19 protein-coding genes and 1 pseudogene are annotated in these 23,940 nt (G+C 68.3%); 12 read left to right on the top strand and 8 right to left on the bottom strand.

The features are described from left to right. Window positions 1-13: 13 nt before the first annotated feature. Window positions 14-832, bottom strand: coding sequence for a 3-hydroxyacyl-CoA dehydrogenase (locus AAG689_RS22135; protein WP_406623798.1), 819 nt, complete (start codon window positions 830-832; stop codon window positions 14-16). Continuing rightward, window positions 829-2,043, bottom strand: a complete 1,215-nt coding sequence (locus AAG689_RS22130; protein WP_406623797.1) for a CaiB/BaiF CoA transferase family protein — start codon at window positions 2,041-2,043, stop codon at window positions 829-831. Before AAG689_RS22130 ends, AAG689_RS22135 begins: the two co-directional genes overlap by 4 nt. Window positions 2,044-2,296: 253 nt before the next feature. On the opposite strand from AAG689_RS22130, the gene AAG689_RS22125 reads away from it, so the two are divergent. From AAG689_RS22125 to AAG689_RS22100, 6 genes are all read left to right on the top strand, one after another. Further along, the gene (locus tag AAG689_RS22125) at window positions 2,297-3,067 is read left to right on the top strand and encodes an enoyl-CoA hydratase/isomerase family protein (protein ID WP_406623796.1); all 771 of its coding nucleotides are present in this window, start codon (window positions 2,297-2,299) and stop codon (window positions 3,065-3,067) included. Window positions 3,068-3,093: 26 nt separating this feature from the next. After that, entirely contained in the window at window positions 3,094-4,239 is a 1,146-nt protein-coding gene (locus AAG689_RS22120) for an acyl-CoA dehydrogenase family protein (protein WP_406623795.1), read from the top strand. A 29-nt stretch (window positions 4,240-4,268) separates the two neighbouring features. After that, the gene (locus AAG689_RS22115; protein ID WP_406623794.1) at window positions 4,269-4,751 is read left to right on the top strand and encodes a MaoC/PaaZ C-terminal domain-containing protein; all 483 of its coding nucleotides are present in this window, start codon (window positions 4,269-4,271) and stop codon (window positions 4,749-4,751) included. Between the two features lie 11 nt (window positions 4,752-4,762). Beyond that, window positions 4,763-5,914, top strand: a complete 1,152-nt coding sequence (locus AAG689_RS22110) for an acyl-CoA dehydrogenase family protein (protein ID WP_406623793.1) — start codon at window positions 4,763-4,765, stop codon at window positions 5,912-5,914. 26 nt (window positions 5,915-5,940) lie between these two features. After that, a complete protein-coding gene (locus tag AAG689_RS22105; protein ID WP_406623792.1) occupies window positions 5,941-6,912 on the top strand; it encodes a Bug family tripartite tricarboxylate transporter substrate binding protein in 972 nt (323 codons plus the stop codon). A 176-nt stretch (window positions 6,913-7,088) separates the two neighbouring features. Beyond that, entirely contained in the window at window positions 7,089-7,808 is a 720-nt protein-coding gene (locus AAG689_RS22100; protein WP_406623791.1) for a hypothetical protein, read from the top strand. A gap of 7 nt (window positions 7,809-7,815) precedes the next feature. On the opposite strand, the gene AAG689_RS22095 is transcribed toward AAG689_RS22100, so the two are convergent. The 4 genes from AAG689_RS22095 to AAG689_RS22080 all read right to left on the bottom strand — a co-directional run bounded on the left by AAG689_RS22095 (window position 7,816) and on the right by AAG689_RS22080 (window position 11,920). Then, window positions 7,816-9,060 (bottom strand): sigma-54 interaction domain-containing protein, encoded by a 1,245-nt coding sequence (locus AAG689_RS22095; RefSeq protein WP_406623790.1) that lies wholly within the window; start codon window positions 9,058-9,060, stop codon window positions 7,816-7,818. Window positions 9,061-9,173: 113 nt separating this feature from the next. Beyond that, window positions 9,174-10,310 carry a CaiB/BaiF CoA transferase family protein gene (locus AAG689_RS22090; protein ID WP_406623789.1) on the bottom strand — a complete coding sequence of 379 codons (1,137 nt, stop codon included), beginning with the start codon at window positions 10,308-10,310 and terminating at the stop codon, window positions 9,174-9,176. Between the two features lie 5 nt (window positions 10,311-10,315). Beyond that, entirely contained in the window at window positions 10,316-11,494 is a 1,179-nt protein-coding gene (locus AAG689_RS22085; RefSeq protein ID WP_406623788.1) for a thiolase C-terminal domain-containing protein, read from the bottom strand. Between the two features lie 18 nt (window positions 11,495-11,512). Further along, on the bottom strand, window positions 11,513-11,920 hold the full coding sequence (locus tag AAG689_RS22080; protein WP_406623787.1) for a Zn-ribbon domain-containing OB-fold protein: 408 nt from the start codon (window positions 11,918-11,920) through the stop codon (window positions 11,513-11,515). 271 nt (window positions 11,921-12,191) lie between these two features. On the opposite strand from AAG689_RS22080, the gene AAG689_RS22075 reads away from it, so the two are divergent. From AAG689_RS22075 to AAG689_RS22065, 3 genes are read left to right on the top strand one after another with little or no spacing between them, the layout of a single operon-like run. Further along, window positions 12,192-13,448, top strand: coding sequence for a CaiB/BaiF CoA transferase family protein (locus AAG689_RS22075; protein ID WP_406623786.1), 1,257 nt, complete (start codon window positions 12,192-12,194; stop codon window positions 13,446-13,448). Between the two features lie 41 nt (window positions 13,449-13,489). After that, window positions 13,490-14,269 carry an SDR family oxidoreductase gene (locus AAG689_RS22070; RefSeq protein WP_406623785.1) on the top strand — a complete coding sequence of 260 codons (780 nt, stop codon included), beginning with the start codon at window positions 13,490-13,492 and terminating at the stop codon, window positions 14,267-14,269. A 37-nt stretch (window positions 14,270-14,306) separates the two neighbouring features. Next, complete coding sequence (locus tag AAG689_RS22065; protein ID WP_406623784.1) at window positions 14,307-15,281, top strand: Bug family tripartite tricarboxylate transporter substrate binding protein; 975 nt, start codon at window positions 14,307-14,309, stop codon at window positions 15,279-15,281. A 22-nt stretch (window positions 15,282-15,303) separates the two neighbouring features. On the opposite strand, the pseudogene AAG689_RS22060 reads toward AAG689_RS22065, so the two are convergent. Further along, window positions 15,304-16,605, bottom strand: a pseudogene (locus AAG689_RS22060) (aminotransferase class I/II-fold pyridoxal phosphate-dependent enzyme). A 180-nt stretch (window positions 16,606-16,785) separates the two neighbouring features. On the opposite strand from AAG689_RS22060, the gene AAG689_RS22055 reads away from it, so the two are divergent. The 3 genes from AAG689_RS22055 to AAG689_RS22045 all read left to right on the top strand — a co-directional run bounded on the left by AAG689_RS22055 (window position 16,786) and on the right by AAG689_RS22045 (window position 22,996). Then, window positions 16,786-17,265: a C40 family peptidase gene (locus tag AAG689_RS22055; protein ID WP_406623783.1), complete on the top strand. Its 480-nt coding sequence runs from the start codon at window positions 16,786-16,788 to the stop codon at window positions 17,263-17,265. A gap of 25 nt (window positions 17,266-17,290) precedes the next feature. Continuing rightward, a complete protein-coding gene (locus AAG689_RS22050; protein ID WP_406623782.1) occupies window positions 17,291-18,394 on the top strand; it encodes a 3-deoxy-7-phosphoheptulonate synthase in 1,104 nt (367 codons plus the stop codon). A gap of 252 nt (window positions 18,395-18,646) precedes the next feature. Then, the gene (locus AAG689_RS22045) at window positions 18,647-22,996 is read left to right on the top strand and encodes an EAL domain-containing protein (RefSeq protein ID WP_406623781.1); all 4,350 of its coding nucleotides are present in this window, start codon (window positions 18,647-18,649) and stop codon (window positions 22,994-22,996) included. Between the two features lie 281 nt (window positions 22,997-23,277). On the opposite strand, the gene AAG689_RS22040 is transcribed toward AAG689_RS22045, so the two are convergent. After that, the gene (locus tag AAG689_RS22040) at window positions 23,278-23,841 is read right to left on the bottom strand and encodes an acyloxyacyl hydrolase (RefSeq protein ID WP_406623780.1); all 564 of its coding nucleotides are present in this window, start codon (window positions 23,839-23,841) and stop codon (window positions 23,278-23,280) included. Window positions 23,842-23,940 lie beyond the last annotated feature (99 nt).

The following is a 23,940-nucleotide window of genomic DNA, read 5'->3' as shown; positions in this document are numbered from 1 at the left end:
CGGCGCTGGGCATTCACCCGGGCGACCAGCTCGGGGAACCAGGGTCGTTCTGCCCGCGCTCCGCGCCCATGCGCGCATAGGCGGGGCCCATCTTGTCGGCGTGGGACAGGATGCCGCCGCGCGTGTTGAGGTCGACCGTCTCGAACGGCCCCATGAAGCTCCAGCGCAGGCCCAGGCCGTCGCGCATCACCGTGTCGATGTCCTCCACGTCGGCCACGCCATCGCGCACCAGGCAATAGGCCTCGCGCAGCACCGCGCCCTGCAGGCGGTTGAAGATGAAGCCTTCCACTTCCTTGCGCACCTTCACGGGCGAGAGGCCGAAGGAGCGGTAGAGGGCTTCGGCGCGCTCGATGGTCCGCGCGCTGGTGAACGGCGCCGGCACGAGCTCGATCACGGGGATCAGGTAGGGCGGGTTGCCGGGGTGCGCCACCAGGCAGCGCTCGCGCGCCTCGCCCTCGGGCGCGTACTGCGATACGGGCAGCGCGGAACTCGCGCTCGCCAGCACCGCATGCGCCGGCGCCGCAGCAGCCACGCGCGCGAACAGGTCACGCTTGAGGTCGGCCTTCTCGGGCGCGCATTCCTGCACCAGGTCGGCCTCGCGCACCGCGTCCTCGAGCGAGTCCGTGGCCTGCACGCGCGCCGCGACCGCCGAAGGGTCTTCGTCCAGCAGCTGGAACGACTGCAGGTCCGCAAGGCACTGCCGCACCTCGGCCAGGGCGGCCTGGCGCCGCGATGCGTCCGGGTCGTACATGCTGACCTGGCCGCCTGCGCGGCTGAAGGCCACCGCGAATGCCACGCCGATGCTGCCGGCGCCAATGATCGCTGTGTTCATCGCTTCTCCATGGGAATGGCTGCCGCCTCGCCGGTCAGCATGGCGCCGATCTCGTCTTCGCCGTAGCCCAGCTCCTGCAGCAGCTCGTGCGTATGTTGCCCGATCTGCGGCGGCAGGTGGCGCAGCCGGCTGGGTGTGCGCGAATAGCTGACCGGAAAGCCGAGCATGCGCAACCGCCCTTCGCTCGGGTGGTCCACCTGCGGGAACATGCCCACCGCCTGCAGGTGCGGGTCCTGCAGCAGGTCGTCGGGCGAATTGACCTTGCCGAACAGGATGTCGTGCCGGGCGAGGTCGGCGATCCACTCGTCCGTGCGGCGCGCGGGCATCGCCTGCGCGATCACCGCATACAGCTCGTCGAAGCGCCGGCTGCGCCCGCCCATGTCGGCGATCTCCGGATCGTCGGCGAGGTCGCCGCGGCCGATGAGCCGCAGGAATCGCAGCCACTGCGCGGTGGTGTAGGGCATCACGCAGAGGTAGCCGTCCTGCGTGCGGTAGGGGCGCCGCTGCGCGGTGATGATGCGCGCGTAGCCGGCCTCGCCCAGCGGCGGCTCGAAGGTGCGGCCCGACATGTGCTCGGGCATCACGAAGGAGACCATGGTCTCGAACATGGGCACCTCGACCGACTGGCCCTCGCCCGTCTTCAGGCGGTGGATGAGCGCGGCCAGCACGGCGTTGGCCACGGCCTGGCCGACGGCCTTGTCCGCGACCACCGACGGCACGAACTGCAATGCGCCCGTGGCCATGCGCTGCAGGCCGGCCAGGCCGGACATGGCCTGGATGGTGTCGTCCGCTGCGGGCCGGCCCGCGTAGGGGCCGCGCTCCGAATAGCCGTAGCACGCGCAGTAGATGAGATCGGGCTTGGCCGCGAGCAGCGCGTCGGCCGTCAGCCCCAGCCGCGCCATGGCGGCGGGCCGCATGTTGGACAGCAGCACGTCGGCCGTGCGCACCAGCCGCAGCATCGCCTCCATGCCCTCGGGCGTCTTCAGGTTCAGCGCCAGGCTGCGCTTGTTGCGGTTGAACTGGATGAAGGCGTGGCTCATGCCGGGCGATTTCTGCGGCAGCACGTGCCGGAAGATGTCCCCCTCGGGCGACTCGACCTTGATCACGTCGGCGCCGTGGTCGCCGAGGATCTGCCCGGCCAGCGGCCCCATGCCCAGTGATGTCATGTCGATGACGCGGATGCCGCTCAGCGGCGATGCGTTGGTGCTCATGGCGTGCATGTACTGATGGATGTGGATGGCCATCGGTTCGCAAGACATATGCCAGTGGGCGCCGCATGCGGACCATCGCATGGGAGGGACCCGCACGCGCAATCTGTGCGCGTGGCAGACATCCGACTGTCTTCGCGCCACTCAACGCCGTGTATCCCGCCGCACCGTTTTCCTGTGCAGAGCCAGGCAGATAGGCAGCGCGCATGCCGCGGCACGCCGCTTGCTTTTGCAGGGGCACAAAGGAGACATGCGAATGGGTTCAGACGGAAACGTGCGCCTGCAGACCACGGACGGTCTCGGCGTGATCACGCTGTCGAGGCCGGGCAAGCTCAACGCCCTCTCGCCGGCGATGCGTGCCGCCATGGGCGACTGCCTCGCGCAGGCAGCCCGGGACGACGCGGTGAAGGTGGTGCTGATACACGGCGAGGGGAGCGACTTCTGCACGGGCGCCGATCTGGCGGACGCACCGGACGCGCCGCTCGCATGGCGCGAGCGCATCCGGCTCGCGCAGGCGCACCACCTGTCCATCGTGCGCATGAACAAGCCCGTCATTGCCGCCGTGCAAGGGCGCGCCATTGGCGGCGGCGCGTCGCTGGCGCTCGCGGCCGACATCCTCGTGATGGCCGAGGACGCGAAGCTGGTCTTTCCCTTCGTGCGCCTGGGGGTCGTGCCAGACGGCGGCGCCTCCGCGCTGCTGCAGGCCAAGGCCGGCCCCGCAGCCGCACTCGACCTGCTGCTCACGGGAGGCAGCCTGCGCGCGCAGGAGGCGCAGCGCATGGGCCTGACGCGGCGCGTGGTGCCGCCGCACTCCCTGCTCGAGGACAGCACGGCGCTCGCACGCGACCTGCTGAAGCTGCCATGGGAGGCGCTGATGCTGACCAAGGCGCTGTGCGCCCAGCACTGGGCCGCAGGGCTCGAGCCGGTGCTGGCGCACGAGTCGGAAGCCTTCGCGCTGGCGACCGCCACCGCAGGGCACCAGCGCGCCATCGCGGCGCTGCGCGCCACGCTGGGCCGCCAGGGCTGATCCACCTCTCACGAACCGGAAGAAACATGCAGAACTTCGAACCCTCCGAAGAACAGAACATGATGCGCGAAGCCATCCGCAAGCTGGTGCAGGCGCAGTGCCCCGCCCACAAGGTGCGCGAGTGGGACCGCGACGGCGTCTTCCCCGAAGACGTCTACCAGGCGATGGTCGAGGCCGGCTACATCGCGATGGTGGTGCCCAGCGCCTACGGCGGCATGGGCAGCCCGATGTCGGACTGTGCCATCCTGTACGAGGAGATCGCACGGCCCAGCGTCGATTTCGCGACCCGCGTCGCGCTGCAGGCCTGGGGCTCAATGATCCTCGCGGACTTCGCGGCCGAAGACCTGTGCCGGGAGGTCCTGCCCCGCGTGATCCAGGGCCAGGCCAAGCTCTCGTTCAGCCTCACCGAGCCGGGTTCCGGCTCGGATGCCGCATCGCTCACCACGTCGGCACGGCGCGAGGGAGGCGACTGGCTGCTGCGCGGCCAGAAGCTGTTCTCCAGCGGCGCGCATGCGCCCGACAACATGATGATCGTCGCCGCGCGCACCGACGCGCAGGGCGACCGCCACCAGGGCATCTCGCTGTTCCTCGTGCCCAACGATCTGCCAGGCATCACCATCAAGCGCTTGGACGTCGTCGGCCGGCGCATCCTGGGGCTGACCGAAGTGTTCTTCGACGACGTGCGCATTCCCGGGCGCTACCTCATCGGCGAGGAAGGCCAGGGCTGGACCTACGTCGGCCGCCATCTGGAGCGCGAGCGCATCACGCTGGCCGCCAACTACCTGGGCAGCGCGGGCAGTGCGCTGGAAGAGGCCATGGCCTATGCACAGGAGCGCCGCCAGTTCGGGCGGCCCATCAGCCAGTTCCAGGCCATCGCCCACAGCCTGGCCGACATGGCCACGGAACTGGAGGCCGGGCGCTGGATGACGGCCGTGGCCGCCTGGCGCTACGACCAGGGCCTGCCCTGCCGCAAGGAAGCGTCGATGGCCAAGCTGTTCGTTTCCGAAATGCTGCAGCGCGTGACGGCCACTGGCATGCAGATCCTCGGCGGCCACGGCTACACGACGGACTACAGCGTGCAGCGCCACTGGCGCGACGGCCGCAACGCCACGATCGGCGGTGGCACGTCGCAGATCCAGCGGCAGCTGATCGCGCGCGAACTCGGCCTTTGACTTCACCAGCAACCCAGCAAGGAGCAACCATGACCACGACTGCCATCCCTCCCGTGCCCGTGCGCGGCAAGTACTTCGACGATTTCCAGATCGGCGATGAGTGCAGCACGCCCTGCCGGACCATCACCAGCACCGACATCGTCAACTTCGCCTGCCTGACCGGCGATTTCAACGAGGTGCACACCAACTTCGAATACTGCAAGAAGAACACCGCCTCGGGCGAACCCATCGCCCACGGCCCGCTGGTCTACGCGATGTCGGCCGGCCTGCAGTACGCGAGCGGCGTCAACGACGGCACGCTGCTGGCCCTGCTGCAGATCGACGGCTGGCGCATGATCGCGCCGGTGGTGCATGGCGACACCATCCGCATGATCACCAGGATCCTGGAGAAGAAGGAGTCCTCCAAGCCCGACCGCGGCGTGGTCACGCTCAAGCGCACCATCGTCAACCAGCGCAACGAAACCGTGCAGGAGATGCAGGCCAAGCTGCTGTATCGCCGCCGCGTGCAGTGAAGGAGCAGCCGATGGCCATCGACCACACCTTCGGCTATACCGACGAGCAGCGCATGATCGCGCAGAGCGTGCCGCCGCTGCTCCAGGCCGTGCTGCCCTGGGAGAAGATCCGCCGGCTTGACGAGGCTGCCGAGTTTCCCCACGAGGCCTACGCGGCGCTGGCCAAGGCCGGATGGATGGGCCTGCCGTATCCCGCCGAGTGCGGCGGCTCGGACGGCTCCTACAAGGATCTCGCCGTCTTCGTGGAGACGGTGGCCTACCACAATGCCCAGATGGCCAGCGCATGGCTGACCACGGTGATCTACGGCGGGATGCAGGTCTGCCTGAATGCCCCGCCACCCTTGCGCGACGAGATGATGCCGGGCGTCGTCGACGGCAGCACCCGGCTGGCGCTGTGCATCACGGAGCCCGATACCGGCAGCGATGTCGCCGCCATCCGCACCAGGGCTGTGGCGGATGGCGACGACTTCGTCATCTCGGGGCAAAAGATCTACATCACCTGCGCGCATGTGGCCGACCATCTGATCGTCGCGACCAAGACCGATCCGCAGGCAGGCCATCGGGGGATCACGCTCTTCCTTGTGGATGCCAAAAGCCCAGGACTGGCCATCCGGCCGCTCAAGGGCATCGGCCGCAAGATGATCCATACCAACGAGGTCTTCTTCGACGAAGTGCGCGTGCCAGCCAGCCGCCACCTGGGCGAACTCAACCAGGGATGGAAGGCACTCATGCGCGGCCTCAACCTGGAGCGGCTGTGCCTGTCTGCCTCGGCCATCGGCAACATCCGCCGCATCATCGACTACGCGCGCGACTTCGCACTGCAGCGCACGCAGTTCGGCAAGCCGCTGACCGAACACCAGGCCATCGCGCACAAGTTCGCGGAAATGCAGGTGATGTACGAGACCGGCGTGGCCGCCGTCCACCGCACGGCCGACATGCTGGACGCTGGCCTCGCGCCTGCCCTGCAGGCCTCGGCCGCCAAGGTCTACTGCACCGAAAGCAACATCCGCTGCGCCGACATCGGCATGCAGATCCTGGGCGGCACCGCCTGGATGATGGACCACGAGATGCAGATGTACTACCGCGACTGCCGGGTGGGAACGATCGGCGGCGGCACCACCGAAATCATGAAGAACATCATCGCCAAGCAGATGGAAATCTGATTTCCCGCCCACACAAAGGAGACATCATGAAACGACTGCAGCGGTTCCTGGCCGCATCCGTGGCGCTGCTCATGGCGGGCAGCGCAGCCATGGCCCAGGACTATCCCCACAGGCCCATCCGCCTGATCGTGCCCTACCCCGCCGGCGGCATCACCGATGTGCTCGGCCGCCTCTACGCGCAGCAGCTCTCAGCGACTCTGGGCCAGCCCGTGATCACGGAGAACCGCACCGGCCAGGCGGGTAGCATCGGCATCGACCATGTCGCCAAGTCGGCGCCGGATGGCTACACGCTGGGGTTCTCTGCCAACGGCCCGCTGGCGAGCAACTACGCCCTCTTCAAGAGCCTGAGCTACCACCCGGGCGCCGACCTCGCCCCCGTGGCCCGCCTGGGGTTCATCCAGAACATCCTGGCGGTGCACCCGAGCGTTCCGGCCCAGAACCTGTCGGAGCTTCTGGCCCTGCTGCGTGCCAACCCCGGCAAGTACAGCTTCGCATCCGGCGGCAACGGCACCGCGCAGCACTTCAGCGGCGAGCTGCTCAAGTCGATGGCAAAGGTAGAGATGGCGCACGTGCCCTACCGCGGCGAGGCCCAGTCGATCAACGACGTGCTGGGCGGCCAGGTGCCCATCACGTTCGCCACGGCCTCGGTGGTCCTGCCCCACATCCAGTCCGGCCGCCTGCGCGCGATCGCGGTGACGTCGAAAACGCGCAGCACCTCTCTGCCCGACGTGCCCACGATCACCGAGGCCGGCGTGCCCGGCTATGAACTCGTCGCCTGGTTCGGCGCAGTGGCGCCCAAGGGCACGCCCGCGCCCTTGCTGGAAAAACTCAATCAGGCCAGCAACCAGGCCATCGCGTCCGGCCCTCTCGCGGAACGTTTCCAGGCCATCGGAGGCATTTCGGCACCTGCTACGACGCGGGAATTCGGCGCCTTCATCAAAGAGGAAATTGACAAATGGGCGCGTATCGTCAAGCTGACGGGCGCTACGCTCGATTGAATACCCCGCTCCCGAATTCCATATGAATGGATTACCGGGAGCATGAATATAATGGCACTCATCGATAAAACCTTTTTTAACCGCTGTGCCGGACCCTTCGATAATGGCCAGAGCCCCGCATACTGCCGTTTGAAACTGGACTCCGATATTTCAATTACCGTTTCCGCAGGGGCCTCATGAAGAAAACACCGTTTCTTTCCAGTCCCGCACTCTGCCCGTCTGCGCAAGAGGCAGGCACGCCTCCCGGGATCATTTTGGCGCTGAGCAACGTCAGGCCCGAGGTGGAGGCGGATTTCAATCTCTGGTACGAGAAAGAGGCCATTCCCGCCCGGCTGGCCCTGCCGGGATTCACTGCGGCGAGACGCTACCATGCGGTGGGCGGCAATTTTTCCTACATGGCCTTCTACCGCTGCGCATCGGTCGAAGCCCTGTTCACCGAGGAATACCGGCAGCACATGGCATCGCCGAGCGAATGGCGGATGCAGGTGCGCAAGGGGTTCAGCAATCTGCAATGGTCGGTGTGCCGCGAGACCTGGTCCGCAGGCTCGGGTCTCGGTGGCGGAGCGGTCATCGTGCAATGCTCCCCCATCAGAGGGAGGGAGCAGGAAGTGCGCCGCTTCCTGGCCGAGCAGCTCGCCCCCCGGATCCTGGGCCAGGGCGGCTTCGTGCGCCTGGCCTTGTGGGAGGCCGATTCAGACATGACGGCCGCAGCCGCCGTCAGCAGCACGGAGAACCTCGAGAACTACACGAACTGGATCCTGTTCATGGAAAGCTCCAATCTGGTAGGCACCGCGCCGGGGCTGCATGCCGAGTTGCTCTCGCGCGACAGCTCCAGCACCGGCCTGCTGATCGGAGCCATCATGCGTTACAACCTGCTGTCGGCCTACGAGCGCTGAGCAGGCTTTACTTGGGATCCTGCGTCTCCGCCAGGATCTTGTAGAGGTAGGCCCGAGAAATGCCCAGCTCCTCGGCCACCTTCTTCTTGTTGCCCCGGTATTTCTGCATGGCCTCGTGGATCATGCTCTTTTCCAGGCTGGCCACCGCGTCATGCAATCCTCCCGCAGGCACCGGCGCGGGTTTGTCGGGCATGGGCTCGGTATGCACGGCCTCGGAGCCGAGGAAGCGGAAATCCTCCACGCCGATCTCTGGCCCGTCGCAGAAGATCGCGGCCTTCTCCACCTCGTGCAGCAACTGCCGCACGTTGCCGGGCCAGGGTTGCCCGGCCAGGAACGCGATGACGTCCTTGCCGATGCCCTTGGCCTGGGCATGGTGCCGCGCGGCAAAGGCGTCGAGGAAGCGCCTGACCAGCAGCGGCAGGTCGCTCAGGCGCTCGCGCAGCGTAGGCATGCGGATCGTGACGCCGCTGATGCGGTAGTACAGATCGAGCCGGAAGCTGCCGGCGCCGATCATTTCCTGGAAATTGCGGTTGGTCGCGCTGATCAGCCGGAAGTCGGAGCGCTGGGAGCGGTGACCGCCCACGCGCTCGTAGATGCCGTCCTGCAGTACCCGCAGGAGCTTGACCTGGATCTCCAGTGGCATGTCACCGACTTCGTCGAAAAACAGCGTGCCCTTGTCGGCCAGCTCGAACTTCCCCTTGCGGCCTGCGCGCTCGGCGCCGGTGAACGCACCCGCTTCGTAGCCGAACAGCTCGCTTTCGACCAGGCTCGACGGCAGCGCCGCCGCGTTGACGAACACCAAGTTGCGCTCTGCCCGGGCGCTCAGGGCATGGATCGCCTGGGCCGCGAGTTCCTTGCCGGTGCCGCTTTCCCCGACGATGAGGACGGGCACGTCCAGCGGCGCAACCTTGGCGATGTCGGACTTGAGCTGCATGATGGCTTCGCTGGCGCCCACCATGTGGCCGAGATCGAAGGAAGCGCCACCGCGAGGCGGCCGGCCCGGCTGCGAGGCGGCGCCAAGCCCATCCGCCCGGCGTATCAGGACAGCGTAGCCGAGAGGGCTGCGGTGCCAGGCCGCCATGAAATCGCCGCTTGAGAAAAGGCCGCTGGTTTGCGCGCTCCGCTCGGCCAAATGCCCGCGCAATGCATCGAGCATTTCGGGATCTTCTCCCAGACCATGCACAAACACGGGATTCCCGGCCGGGCCGAGGACAACGATGCCGAGATCAAAGGCGGGGCCGTTGTGCTTCATGTCTCTGCTGTATCCAGTTTCTCCATTCAAGGGATATTCTTCGTATTAATAAATTGTACTTTGCCTTGGCAACGGATTTTCTGTCTTTCAGCAAAATACGGGAATATCGATTTTCACGCGGCTTTCTCCGGTCCCAGCAGCGAGTTGCCTTCGCCAAGCGCCGGCGCAGGGCTCTGGGCCGAGTCGCGGAACTGCGGGTCGAGCGGCGTGGCGATCGCAGGCACCGCGCGGCCATCCTGGCAAAGGCGGCGGCCGAACAGCCTGCCGAACTGCGGGTCGCTCGCGGCCTCCTCGAGCGTGCGCACCAGGCTGACGCAGGCATCCTTTCCCGCGAAAACGGCCTGCCAGTCCGTGCTGTCGCGGGTGGCCAGGATGGTAGCGACGGCCTCGCGCACAGCCGCGGGATCGTAGCCGTCCTCGCGCAATGCGGCATCCAGCCCGATGCCATCGCAGAACACCTGCCAGAAGCGGTCTTCCAGCGCGGCGACCGCGAGGTAGCGCCCGTCGCGGGCGCGGTAGATCTGGTAGCGGGGCGTACCGCCCGTGAGCCGCTCGCCGCCCGTCTTCGGCCAATCGCCGAACGCCATGCCGCGCTGCACGGCTGCGTAGGGCCATGCGAACAGGTTGTCGGTGATGGACACGCTGATCCTCGTCCCGGCCTGCGTCTGGTTGCGCTGGATCAGCGCGAGCAGGATGTTCATCACCGCAGGCATGGAACCGCCGCCGATGTCGGCCACCAGCACCGGCGGAATGACGGGCTCGCCCACGCTGCCGCAGGTGAGTGACAGCAGGCCGGCATCCGCCATGTAGGTCAGGTCGTGGCCCGCGACGCGGGCGGAGGGCCCGTCAGGCGCGTAGCCGGTGATGGAGCAATAGATCAGGCGGGGATTGATCTGCCTGACGTCCTCGTAGCCCAGGCCCAGGCGTTCCATGGCGCCGGGCCGGAATTGCTCGACAAGCACATCGGCCTCACGGATCAACGGCAGCAGCCGCTCACGCGACTGCGGGTGCTTGAGGTCGATGGCGATGCTGCGCTTGCCGGCATTGAGCAGAGCGAAGTTGATCGAATCAGCGCCCCAGCGCGGCAGGCCCATCCTCAACTCGTCACCGCCTTGCGGCTTCTCGATCTTGATGACCTCGGCGCCGGCTTCGGCGAGCATCAGCGTGGCGTAGGGTCCGGGCAGCAGCGTGGAGAAGTCGATCACGCGCAGCCCTTGCAGCGGACGGGTGGACAGCATGGTTTCGCTCATGGTGTTCAGCAGAGGTCCTTGGTCAGGATCATGGTGCAGTGCGAGGACAGGATGCCGCCTTCGTTGTGCACCAGCGCCACCTCGGCGCCCTCGACCTGGCGCGCCCCGAGGCCGCCGCGCAGCTGGCGCACTGCCTCCACGATGCCCAGCAGCCCGCCTGCCGCGCCCGCATGGGCATGGGACAGCATGCCGCCATGGGTATTCACCGGCAGCTTGCCGCCGATGCGCGTGTGGCCTTCCGCATAGAAGAAGCCACCTTCCCCCCGCCCGCAGAAGCCCAGTTCCTCCAGTTCGATGATCGGAACGATGGTGAAGCAGTCGTAAAGCTGCGCCACGTTGATGTCCGCCGGTGTCATGCGCGCCATGCGGTAGGCGGCCTCGCCGGACTCCTTGGCGCCGAATTCGGTCAGGCTCGGGGCGCACATGATGTGCTCGTGTGTGTGGAATTCGCCGATGCCGGCCAGGTAGGCGGGCCTGGACTTCAGGTCCTTCGCTCGTTCGGCCGAGGTCACGATGAAGGCGCCGCCCGCATCCGAGAGCAGGCAGCAGTCGAGCATCTTCAGCGGGTCCGCGATCGGTTTGGAGTTGAGCACCTCCTCCATCGTGAGCGGCTTCTTCATGTGGGCGTTGTCGTGCAGCAGCGCGTGCGATCGCGTGGTCACGGCCACCGATGCCAGGTGTTCCTGCGTGGTGCCGAACTCGGCCATGTGGCGCTGCGCGATCATCGCGTAGAAGCTGGGAATGGAGGGCCCGTACGGCTGCTCGTAGTACGGATGGCCCACGGCCATCAGCGCCGCCACCGCCTGGTCGCGCGACTGGCCCGTGGCGCGGTTCTCGCCCGCGCACACCAGCACGGTCTCGCACTGGCCCGCGGCGATGGCCTCGGCCGCGTGCTTGAGCATGATCGCCGGGGAGCATCCGCCCACGACCATCGAGGCATTGAAGTGCGGCTTGATGCCGAGGTATTCGCACATCACGGAGCCGAGCATGAAATACGGCTCGGTGAACGAGTAGGCGGTGAGCAGTCCGTCGATGTCGGACACCTTCAGCCCGGCATCATCCAGCGCGCGGCGCGCGGCCTGCGCATTCAGGCCCAGGCCGCTCATGCCGGGCACCTTGCCGATGTCGGACTCGCCGACGCCGACGATGGCCACACGGTTGCGAAGCGAATCGTTGTCAATCATGGTTCTCTCGTTTCTCGTTCACGGTTTGCGGAGGCTGAACTGGGGCAGCTGGTATTCGCCCCGCTGCTCGAAGCAGACCTGCACGGACGTGCCCACGCGCGCATCGAGTGCGTCGTCTCCCACGATGTTGGTGAGCATGCGCGGACCTTCCTCTAGGTCGATCAGCGCGACGACGTAGGGCACGCGCGGCGCATAGGCCTGCATGGGCGCGCGGCGGATCACTGAGTAGCTGTGCACGGTGCCTTTGCCACTGGCCTTTACCCATTCGAGGTCGGTGGACCAGCAGTGCGGACACAGGTAGCGCGGCATGAAGTGGAACTGGCCGCAGGCCTTGCAGCGGCGGATCGCCAATTCGCCGTTGCGCGCCGCATCCCAGTACGCCTGGGAGTCGGGGTTGGGAAAGGGAATGGGAAGTTCTGTTTGCATGGTCTCGTGGCAGTGGTCGCTGAAAGGATCACTGCCGCTTCATGCAAGGAGCAGGCCAAGGGACGGACACCGCCACGGCCCGCTGCGAGAGACACGGCAATGCGTTGCGCGTGTCGCCGGCACAGACATTCCGCTGCTCTCCAGCCAGACACAGGACAGGCCAGAGACAGCGCGCATGCCGCACCGGCAGGACAGCGCCGCTTTGGCACGCTAAATGCTGACCGGGCTGCATCGTCCACACGCCCAGGGCCGAGAGGCCTTTTCCACCAGCATGCAACGCCCACAGCTTCCGAAACCCATTCCCCGCGAAAGCCGCGCGCCGCTGGCGCTGGAAGGCATCCGCGTCATCGACCTCAGCCGCCTCATCGCAGGCCCCTATGCGACCCAGCTGCTGGCGGACATGGGCGCCGACGTCATCAAGATCGAGAACCCGCAAGGCGGCGACGATGCGCGCAGGCTCGTAGTGCCGGAGATCGCAGGTCAAGGCGCGATGTATCTCTGGGCCAACCGCAACAAGCGCAGCATCGCGCTCGATCTGCGGCAGGAAGAGGCGCGCCAGGTCGTGCGCGACCTCGTGGCAGGCGCCGACGTGGTGATCGAGAATTTCTCGGCCGGCGTGATGGACCGCCTCGGCCTGGGCTACGACGCGTTGTCCGCCATCAATCCACGCATCGTGTACTGCGCCATCTCGGCGTTCGGCCGGCGGGGCGAATACGCCTCGCGACCAGGCTTCGATCCCGTCGCGCAGGCCGAGAGCGGCCTGTTCTCGCTGAGCGGCTACCCCGAGCATCCGCCGGTGCGCGTGGGCTCGTCGGTCGTGGACATCACCACCGCCATCATCGCGAGCAACGTGATCCTGGGCGCGCTGATGGCACGCGAACGCCTGGGCCACGGCCAGTATGTCGAGGCCTCGCTCTGGGGCGCGTGCACCGCGCTCATCGGCCCGCTCGGCATGAATTACCTCATGACCGGCCAGGACGAGGTGCGCATCGGCAACGGCTCCAAGAACTCCGCTCCGGCGGGCCTCTACCGCTGCTCCGACGGCGAGATCTATCTCACCTGCGGCAACGACAAGACCTACCGGCAACTGATGGTCGAGCTGCTGCAGCGACCCGAACTCGCGGACCACCCCGATTTCTGCACATACCCCCAGCGCGTGGCCAACGCCAAGGCCTTGGAAGCCATCCTCGCCGAAAGCTTCGCCCGCTACGCCCAGAAGGACCTGCTGGCCAAGGCGCTGCAGCACGGCGTGCCGATGGGTGTGGTGCGCAGCGTGGCGCAGGCCTATACCTCGGGCGAAATGCGCGACCAGCACCTGCTCAGCAGCATCGCGCACCCGCTGGCAGGCGAGGTGCCCGCCATCGGCTCGCCTTTCAAGATGTTCGGCACCCCACTGGCCGACCCCGTCGCCCCGCCGCTGCTCGGCCAGCACACCGACGAGGTTCTGTCGGACGTACTGGGCTACGGCGAGGAACGCATCGAAACGCTGCGCAGCTCCGGGGCGCTGGGCGCCCTGGCCAGCAGCTGACGCCACAGAACGCGCACCACCACTACTGCAAGGAGACAGCTTTGTTCGCCCCAGACACACTCAAGAACCGCGTGGCCTTCATTACGGGCGGCGCGGGCGACATCGGCTTCGAGATCGCCCAGACCTACGGGCGCCTGGGCGCCCGCGTCGTGATTGCGAGCCGCAATCAGACGCGCCTGGAGGAGGCCCTTTCCACGCTCCAGCAGCAGGGTATCGAGGCCGCGGCCATCGCCACCGACGTGCGCGATGCCGATCAGGTCAAGCGCGCCATCGACCAGACCGTCGGACGCTTCGGCGCACTCGACATCCTGGTCAACAACGCAGCAGGCAACTTCCACTGCCCGACCGCCGGGCTCACGCCCAACGGCTGGAAGACCGTCATCGACATCGACCTCAACGGCACGTTCTACGGCTGCCTGGCGGCCTACGAGCACCTCAAGCGCTCGGCGCATGGGGGCAGCATCATCAGCATCATCACGATGCTCGGCCTGACGGGCTGGCCCGGCGCGGCGCATGCCGCAGCGGCCAAGGCCGGCATTCTTTCGCTCTCGCGCACGCTGGCCGTCGAATGGGGTGGAGACGGCATCCGCGTCAACACCATCTCCCCTGGGCCTATCGGAGACACCGAAGGTGCCAAGCGCATGTACCTCGACACCGGCCGAGGCGATCTGGAACGCCGCAAGACGGCGCTGAACCGCTTCGGCGCCAAAGCCGACGTCGCCCACGCGGCCGTGTACCTGGCCTCCGACATGGCGGGCTACGTCACGGGCGACAACCTCGTGGTCGACGGCGGGCGCTGGCTCAAGTACGTCGCAGCCTGACTTTCATCCCCAAAAGACAACCAACCGGAGACAAACCATGCGCAAGAAAAACATGTTCCTGCTCGCTACGGGCCTCGTGGCCGCCTTCTGCATGACGGCTGCCCAGGCCCAGGACTATCCGCACAAGCCCATCCGCCTCATCGTTCCCTATGCGGCAGGCGGTGTGACCGACGTGATCTCTCGCGCCATCGCGCGGCAGATGTCCGAGCAGCTCAAGCAGGTCGTGGTGGTGGACAACCGCACCGGCGCCGGAGGCAACATCGGCACCGACATGATCGCCAAGGCCGCGCCCGACGGCTACACGATCGGCATCGTGACCAACGGCCCGATGGCAGCCAACAAGACCCTCTATTCCCACTTGCCGTACAACCCGGAAACCGACTTCACGCCCATCACGCTGCTATTCACCGTGCCCTACATGGTGTTCGTGCACCCGTCGCTGGGCGTGAACAACATCCAGGAGCTGGTCAAGCTGCTCAAGGCCAACCCTGGCAAGTACAGCTATGCGCATGGAGGCATCGGCACCGCGCAGCATTTCGCGGGCGAGCAGTTCGCGACCATGGCCGGCCTCAAGCTCAACGCCATCGGCTACAAGGGCGAGGCGCCCGCCGTCAGCGACGTGCTCGGCGGGCACGTGCCCATCGGCATCTCCAGCTATACCTCCATCGGCTCGCACTACAAGAGCGGCGGGCTGCGCATCGTGGCCGTCACCACCCAGCACCGCAGCCCGCTGCTGCCCGACGTTCCCACGCTCGATGAATCCGGCCTGAAGGGGTACGAGGTCTATCCGTGGTTCGGCCTCGCCGGCCCGGCGGGCATGCCGCCCGAGGTGGCGAAGAAACTCCACGAAGCGACGGTGGCCAGCCTGAAGTCCCCGGAAGTCCAGAAAGCCGTGGGCGACATCGGCGGCACCACGGGCGGCAACTCGCCGCAAGATTTCGCCCGCTTCATCAGCAGCGAAATTCCCCGCTGGGGTGAGATGGTGAAGCAGTCCGGCGCCAAGGCCAATTGAAGCCGTTCATGCCCCAGGCTTTCTAGAACACCGCCCGGGCCGTGTGCCGCAGCGCCGCCGCCAAGTCGCGCGCCAGCCGGGCCATGTCGCGCGGCCCCACCATGCCGATGCTGACGCGGATGGCCGGACCAGCCAGCAGACGCAGGGGCGCCCCCACCTGCACGGCCCAGCTCCGCGCGGCCATGAACTGCGCCACGGCAGCCTCGTGCGGCACGGGAAGCCACAGGTGCAGGCCCTCGCCGCGTTCACCGCACGCGATATCCACGCCCTCGCCGCGCAGTGCCCGGACCAGCGCGGTACGGCGCGCCGCATAGCCGGCCGCCATGTGCCGCAGCGAGCCAGACCCCCTGCCCTTGCGCGCCTGGCTCCACAGCCGCGCTACCCAGGCCTGCAGCCAGCGGCTGACCCAGCGCGGCCCCAGCGCCTGGTGGGCACACATGCCCTGCACCAGGTGCGGCGTGCCCGCCACCAGTGCTACGCGGCAGTCCGGCCCCAGCGCCTTGCTGACGGACAGCACATGCAGCCACAGGGGGGCAATGCACCAGCCACGGCCAGGGGCGCTTGGCTCAGCAGGCCCCAGTGGTCATCCAGGATGAGCAGCGTGTGCGGGCTGGCCTGCAGCTGCCGGCGCAGCGTCCTCCAGCGCGTGGTGCCCAGAGCCGCGCCCGTGGGGTTGTGCGCACGCGGCGTGATCACCAGCGCCACGCAGCCCGCGAGCAGCCCCGGCGGCGGCACGCACACCCTGCGCGTCCACCGGCAGCCCCACGGGCACGAGGCGCAGGCTGTGCAGCAGCGCCAGCAGAGGCGGCCAGCATGGATCCTCGATCGCCACGCGGTCACCGGGGCGCGCATGCTGGCGCAGAGCGCGCTCCACGGCGTCGAGCGTTCCGGAAAAGACGCCCATTGCGTCCTGCGGAAGCCCCTGCGCCTGCAGCCAGCCGCATGCGAGCGACTGCAGTTCCGCGTTCCACATGGTGTCGTTGTGCGGCACACTCGGCAACTGCGAGGCCGTCGGCAGCAGCGCGGCGTCGACGTGGCCGCTGGCCAGGTCACGCAACCCGGGCGGCACGGCGAAGACCGGGGCAGGGCGGGGTGGCTCATCCGCTACGCGCGTGCCGTGGCGGCCCGCGGTCGTCAGGCGACCGGCATTGCGCAGCCGCGCATAGGCGGCCGCCACGGTGTTGGGATTGACGCCCAGATCGGACGCCAGGCGGCGCACGGCGGGCAGGGGATCGCCCGGCTGCAGAGCGCCGGAACGCATGGCATATTCAAGACTTTCGGCAATGTCTCTGGCATTGCTTCCTCGGGCAAACAACGATGGCATCCATGCATTGTATTGTTTGTACTAGTACAAAATTTTGTATGGCTTTGCAAAAGAAAGCGCCAAATTCCGAAAATGATTTCGGCGGTTTCGGAAAAAAAAGCGCGAAAACAGGCCGAAAACGCCCGGAAAAAGTACGAGAAAGCCGATGGAGCCGCCGCACGGCTGCTACGCTCGGGTGCCATGCGTGCTCCCTTCCTTCCCGGCCTGGCCCTGGCCGCCGCGCTGCTGGCGACCGGCTGCGGCACGGCCCCGCCCGCGGGGCCGCGCTCCCCTGCCTACTCCCGCCTGTCGGCCGAGCAGTCGAGCGATATCGCCATCCACGCGCTGGGGCTGGTCGGTACGCCCTACCGCTACGGCGGCAATACGCCCGAGGGCGGTTTCGACTGCAGCGGCCTGATCGGCTACGTGTACAGCAGCCGCGCCGGCGTGGCGCCGCCGCGCACGGTGGCACAGCTCAGCGGCTTCGGGCAGGCGGTAGGGGCGAGCGATCTGCGCACCGGCGATCTCGTGGTGTTCGGTCGCGGGCAGCCCACCCATGCGGGCATCTACGTGGGGCAGGGGCGCTTCGTGCATGCGCCGTCCTCGGGCGGCACGGTGCGGCTGGACAGCCTGGAATCGCGCTACTGGGCGCAGCAGAGCGCACGCTTCAGGCGGCCCTGAGCACCCGCGCGACAATCGGGGCACCATGATCCACACCGACCGCCCCACGCCCACACCTTCCACCCTGGACACCACGCGCATCGACGACCTGCGCATCAAGGCGGTGCGCCCGCTCATCACGCCCGCCATCCTGGAGGAATGGCTGCCCGCGCCCGAGGCCGCGCAGCAGCTCGTGGAAAGCAGCCGCGCCGCCATCTCGCGCGTGCTGCACGGGCGGGACGACCGGCTGGTCGTGGTCGTGGGGCCGTGCTCCATCCACGACCACGACCAGGCCATGGAATACGCGCGGCAGCTTTTGGCGCAGGCCGACGCGCTGTCGCAGGATCTGATCGTCGTGATGCGCGTCTATTTCGAGAAGCCCCGCACCACCGTGGGCTGGAAGGGCTACATCAACGACCCGCACCTGGACGGCAGCTTCGCCATCAACGAGGGCCTGGAGCGCGCCCGCGCCCTGCTGCTCGACGTCCTGGCGCTGGGCCTGCCGGTGGGCACGGAGTTCCTGGACCTGCTGAGCCCGCAGTTCATCAGCGACCTGGTGAGCTGGGGCGCTATCGGCGCGCGCACCACCGAGAGCCAGAGCCACCGCCAGCTGGCCAGCGGCCTGAGCTGCCCCGTGGGCTTCAAGAACGGCACCGACGGCGGCGTGAAGGTGGCGAGCGACGCCATCCTCGCGGCCAGTGCGCCGCATGCCTTCATGGGCATGACCAAGATGGGCCAGTCGGCCATCTTCGAGACGCGCGGCAACGACGACTGCCACGTGATCCTGCGCGGCGGCAAGCAGCCCAACTATGGCGCGGCCGACGTGGAGGCCGCCTGTGCGCTGCTGCGCGCGGCGGGGCTGCGCGAGCAGGTGATGATCGACCTCTCGCACGCCAACAGCAGCAAGCAGCACGCGCGCCAGATCGTGGTGGCCGGGGACGTGGCCGCCCAGGTCGCGGCGGGCGACGCGCGCATCACGGGCGTGATGATCGAAAGCCACCTGGAGGAGGGTCGCCAGGACATCGTGCCCGGCCAATCGCTGCAGCCCGGGGTTTCGGTGACGGACGCCTGCATCAGCTTCGCGCAGACGGTGCCCGTGCTGGAGCAGCTCGCCACCGCCGTGCGGGCGCGGCGCGCGGTTGCTCCTTGAACGATAGCTGCTTGCGCTTGCTGGATAAGAGCTGAAGGCCATTCAGGCTTGCAATCTTCCTGGCCGGGCCCGCACGCCGGTGGTCCTGCGCCAGGGCGATTTCAGCGCATGCCGTACCGGGTGTAACATGGCGTAAACCCCCGCCGATGATTCCACCCGAGGACCCCGCCATGCGGCTGCCCCGCCGTGCTCCGTCTTGCGAACGCGCGCCTGCCTGCGCGGGAGCCGCAACGCCCTGACCACGAAACCGCCGTGACCACCGCTCCCCCCACGCCTTCACGCCAGCCGGCCTCCGGACCGACGGACGCGCAGACGGACCTTCTGGACACGGTGGCGCGCGTGGCCCGCACGGGTGGCTGGCATCTGGACGTGGAGCAGGGCCGGCTCTGGTGGTCGCCGCAGGCGGCCGCGCTGTTCGGCTGGGAGCAGGGCGGGCATTCCCTGGAAGAAGCCGCCCTGCGGTTCGCGCCCGAGGCGCGCGCGCAGGTGCAGGGCGCGCTGCGCGAGGCAACGCTCCACGGCACGCCGCTGGACCTGCTGTGCCAGGCGCTGCTGCCGTGCGGCGCAGCCGTGTCGGTGCGGCTCGCGGGACAGGCGGTGCGCGACGTGGCGGGGCGCATCACCGCCCTGCACGGCGCGGTGCGCGACATGCGCGAGAGCGACGAGCGCTTCCACCTCGTGGCCCGCGCCACGGCCGATGCCATCTGGGACTGGAACCTGGTGGACGACACCATGTGGTGGAACGAGGGCATGGAGACGCTGTTCGGCGTGCCGCTGGAGAGCCTGCCGCCCGACAGCCGTTCCTGGACCGAGCGGCTGCACCCCGAGGACGCGCAGCGCGTGCTCGCGGGCCTGGACGGCGTGATCCAGGGCACGGGCGAGCACTGGAGCGACGAATACCGCTTCCGCCGCCAGGACGGCAGCTACGCCTGGGTGCGCGACCGCGGCTTCGTGCTGCGCGACGCCCAAGGGCGCGGCTGGCGCATGGTCGGCGGCATGACCGACATCGGCGCGCGCAAGCAGGTCGAGCTGCAGACGCAGCAGGAGGCCCACGCCCATGCCCGCCTGCTGCGCGTGCAGCAGCAGATCACGCGCCTGGAGCAGCCGCTGGCGCAGGTGCTGCAGGAGGCTGCGCAGACCGCCTGCGACCTGGCGGGCGCCGAGTCCGCGGTGATAGAGCTGCGCGAAGGCGATGTGCTGCGCGTGCACGCCCGCGTGGGCGCGGACGGGGGGCCGCTGCCGGCGCTGCACAGCGTCCGCGCGCTGGGCGAGCACCCGCTGTGGCAACGGCTGTCCCAGCCGGCCCCGCAGGGCAGCGACGGGCTGCCGGACGACCATGTGGCCTGCGTGCAGGACGGTCGGCGCTTCATCGCCGCGCCCTTGCGCGGCCATGCCGCGCTGGCGGGCCTGCTGCACGTGACGGCGGCGCCGGGGCAGGAATTTTCGCCGCGCCACCTGGCGCATCTGCGCATCCTGGCCGAATCGCTGGGCGCCCTGGTCCAGCTGCGGCACGCAGATGCGCAGCTGCGCGCGTCCGAACTGCAATACCGCGCACTGTTCGCCGAGCACCCGCAGCCCATGTGGGTCTGCGAGCGCGGCAGCCTGCGCCTGCTGGCCGCGAACCGCGCAATGGCCCAGCACTACGGCTATGGCGAAGACGAGCTGTGCGGCATGGACCTGCGCGGCTTCTGGCCCGCGCACGAGCGCGGCCAGGCCGCCGCGGCCATGCAGGCGGCAGCCGCCCCGCCCTCCGGTCCCATCCTGGCCGAACACGTGCGCAAGGACGGCACGCCCATCGAGATGGAGCTGTTCGTGGGCAGCACCACCTTCGGCGGCCACGATGCCTGGCAGGTGCTGGCCAACGACGTGACGGGGCGCCGCCGCATCGAGCGCGAGCTGGCCCGCCTGAACCGCACGCAGCGCATGCGCAGCGCCTGCAGCGAAACCCTGGTACGCGCGGGCTCCGAGGCCGAGCTGCTGCACGCCGTGTGCCGCGTGGCCGTGGAGATCGGCGGCTATTCGCTGTGCTGGGTGGGCATGGTGCGCGACGACGAGCGCAAGAGCATCGAGCCCGTGGCCCACGCGGGCGCCGACGAGGCGTATCTGGAAGACCTGCGGCGCCTGAGCTGGTCCGCGGACGACCCCCACGGCAACGGCCCCGCAGGCGTGACCGTGCGCAGCGGCCAGACGATGATCGTGCGCGACATCCGCACCAACCCGTCCTTCCGCAGCGTCGCCGGGCAGATGGCCCGCATGGGCTTCCACGCCGTGGTGTGCCTGCCGCTGCGCAACGCGCAGCGCACTTTCGGCCTGCTGCAGCTGTATGCGCCCGAGGTGCTGCATGTCGGCGAGGAAGAGACCCAGCTGCTCGAGGCCATGGCGGCCGACCTGGCCTTCGGCATCGGCAACCTGCGCGCCCGCGCCGAGCAGCAGCGCCTGCAGGGCGCGATGCTCAAGGTGGCCACGGCCGTGTCCGCGGGCATCGGCACGGAGTTCTTCGAGCGCCTGGCGCACAACATGGCCCAGGCCCTGGACGCCCAGATCGCCTGCGTGGCCCGCCTGCTGCCGCCCGTGGAGGGCCAGCCCCCGCGCGCAATCACCCTGTCGCACGTCACGCAGGGCGTGGTGCAGCCCAACGCCGAGTATTCGCTGGACGGCACGCCCAGCCGGCAGTTGCTGACGCACCGCCAGTTCGTGATCGTGGACCACGCCGCCACGCTGTATCCGCATGCGCCGGTGCTGACGCGCGCGGGCGCGCGCAGCTATGTGGGCCAGCAGCTCACCGCCAGCGACGGCACGCCCGTGGGGCTGATCTTCGTGATGTTCGCCCAGCCGCTGGAGCATGCCGACTTCGTCGAGAACACGCTGCGCATCTTCGCCGCGCGCGCCTCGGCCGAGCTGGAGCGCCAGACGGCGGACGCGCGCATCCGCCACCAGGCCTCGCTGCTGGACAAGGCCCGCGACGCCATCATCGTGCGCGACCTGGACCACCGCATCACCTTCTGGAACGAAGGCGCGGAGCGCATGTACGGCTGGACGCGCGAGGAAGTGCTGGGACGCTCCATCGCCACGCTGCTGTACAAGGACACGCGCGATTTCGAGCGCGCCACGGCCGCAGTGATGCAGCAGGGCGACTGGAGCGGGGAAATCCTGCAGTACGACCGCAACGGCCGCGCCATCGAGGCCGAGGGCCGCTGGACCCTGGTGCGCAACGACCGCGGCGAACCCGAATCGGTGCTGGCCATCAACGCCGACATCGGCCAGCGCAAGGAAAGCGAGCGCGAGATCCAGCGCCTGGCCTTCTTCGACCCGCTTACCGGCCTGCCCAACCGCATCCGGCTCATGGAGCGCATCGGCCAGGCCCTGCGCAAGGCCCAGCACCAGCGCCAGGGCGGGGCGCTGCTGTTCATCGACCTGGACAACTTCAAGACCCTCAACGACACCCTGGGCCACGACAAGGGCGACCAGCTGCTGCAGCTCGTGGCCCAGCGCCTGACCACCTGCGTGCGCGGCGTGGACACGGTGGCGCGGCTGGGCGGCGACGAGTTCGTGGTGATGGTCGAGGACCTCAGCACCGAGCCCGAGGCGCTGGCCCTGCATGCCCGCGGCGTGGGCGAGAAGATCCTGTCCGTGCTCTCCACGCCCTACGTGCTGACCGGCTACCAGTACCGCAGCACGCCGAGCATCGGCATCGCGCTGTTCAACGATGCGCCGACCACCGTGGGCGAGCTGCTGCAGCAGGCCGACCTGGCCATGTACCAGGCCAAGACGGCAGGGCGCAGCACGCTGCGTTTCTTCAACCCCGGCATGCAGCTGGCCGTGGCGGAGCGCGCATCGCTCGAGGCCGACCTGCGCAACGCCTTGTCGCAGCAGGAATTCCTGCTGCACTACCAGCCCCAGATCGATGCCCAGGAGCGCATCGTGGGCGTGGAGGCCCTGCTGCGCTGGGCCCATCCGCAGCGGGGCATGGTATCGCCAGCGCAGTTCATCCCGCTGGCCGAGGAGACGGGCCTGGTGCTGCCGCTGGGGCGCTGGGTGCTGCACACGGCCTGCTCCATGCTGGCCGCGTGGCAGCACGACCCGGCGCTGTCCCACCTGACCATGGCGGTGAACGTGAGCTCGCGCCAGTTCCGCAACGACGGCTTCGTGGACGACGTGGCGCGAGTGCTGGCCGTCACCGGCGCGCCGCCGGGCCAGCTCAAGCTGGAACTCACCGAAAGCCTGCTGGTGGAGGACATGGAGGCCACCATCGCCACCATGGAAGCGCTGCGCGCCCACGGCGTGGGCTTCTCGCTCGACGACTTCGGCACCGGGTATTCGTCCCTGGCCTACCTCAAGCGCATGCCGCTGGAGCAGCTCAAGATCGACCAGAGCTTCGTGCGAGACCTGCTCACGGACCCGAACGACGCGGCCATCGTGCGCACCATCATCGCCCTGGCCGACAGCCTGGGCCTGGAGGCGATCGCCGAGGGCGTGGAAACCGTGCAGCAGCGGGACTGGCTGGCCCGGGCCGGCTGCCAGTGCTACCAGGGCTATTTCTTCAGCCGCCCGCTGCCGTCGGACCGTCTGGAACATCTGCTGCGCACCCGCTGCCGGGCCTGAAAACAGGAGCGGGGCGATACCTCCGGGCCGCCGTTCCGCTCCCTGTTGTTATTCCTTTCATTCTTTATCTATACATGGTGGTAGTAGTAGAGCCACCGCCTGCGCTGTGGACAAGCCCGGTTTTTTCAATACCGGCGCGCACTTGCATGCGGGCCAACCCTGTGCCCCGCAGCGGGTGGAACAGCGTGCGCGGATGGGAACAAGTCCGGCGCGCCGCGCCGCCCTGTGGACAAGCGGGCACTTGCCAGAAAACCATCCCCAGGCCTGTCCACACCCGGCGATCAGAAGTGCAGGGCGTAGCGCAGCTGGACGAAGTTCTCGCCCGGGTTGGGGTGCTTGATGCCGGCGTTGGAGACGTGCTGCACGCGCAGAAGCAGTTCGTGCTGGCGCTGGGCGCCCAGGTTGATGCCCACGCCCACGTGCGAGGCGAAGTTGAAGCGCGTGCTGAATTCGTGGTGGGCCGCGACGTAGCGGCGACTGGCCAGGGTGGCGCCGATGCCCGCCTCCCAGAACCAGGCGGAGCGCCCTTCGTCGGGACGCAGGCGGAAGGTGGGCGTGACGCCCAGCAGCGTCAGGTTGTCGCTGCGGCCGGGCGCGGCATCGAAGGACCAGCGGCTCAGGTAGATGTCCCAGTGGCCGCGCAGCTCGCCGCCCCACAGGGACTTGCTCCACCCGCTCCAGGGCAGCGTGGCGCCCAGGGTGAGGGCGTCCGTGCCGCGCTCGGCCCAGTTGCCCTGCACGTAGAGCGAGGGCCCGTGGGAGGCGTCCTGCGCGAGGGCGGGGCCCATGGCGCATGCGGACAGCAGCAAGGCGAGGAGGGTGCGTGGCAGGGCAGTGGTGCGCATGGTTCTCTCTGGTGTGTCGTTTGATTGTGTAACGACACTGTAGAAAACCTTGCCCCTGCCACGCTGTAGGCCTTCACCGCGAGGGGATGTTGGCCAGAG

Origin of the sequence: Acidovorax sp. SDU_ACID1, assembly GCF_045291395.1 — a bacterium.
Taxonomy (GTDB): Bacteria; Pseudomonadota; Gammaproteobacteria; order Burkholderiales; family Burkholderiaceae_C; genus MR-S7.
This window is presented reverse-complemented; position numbering and strand designations above follow the sequence as displayed.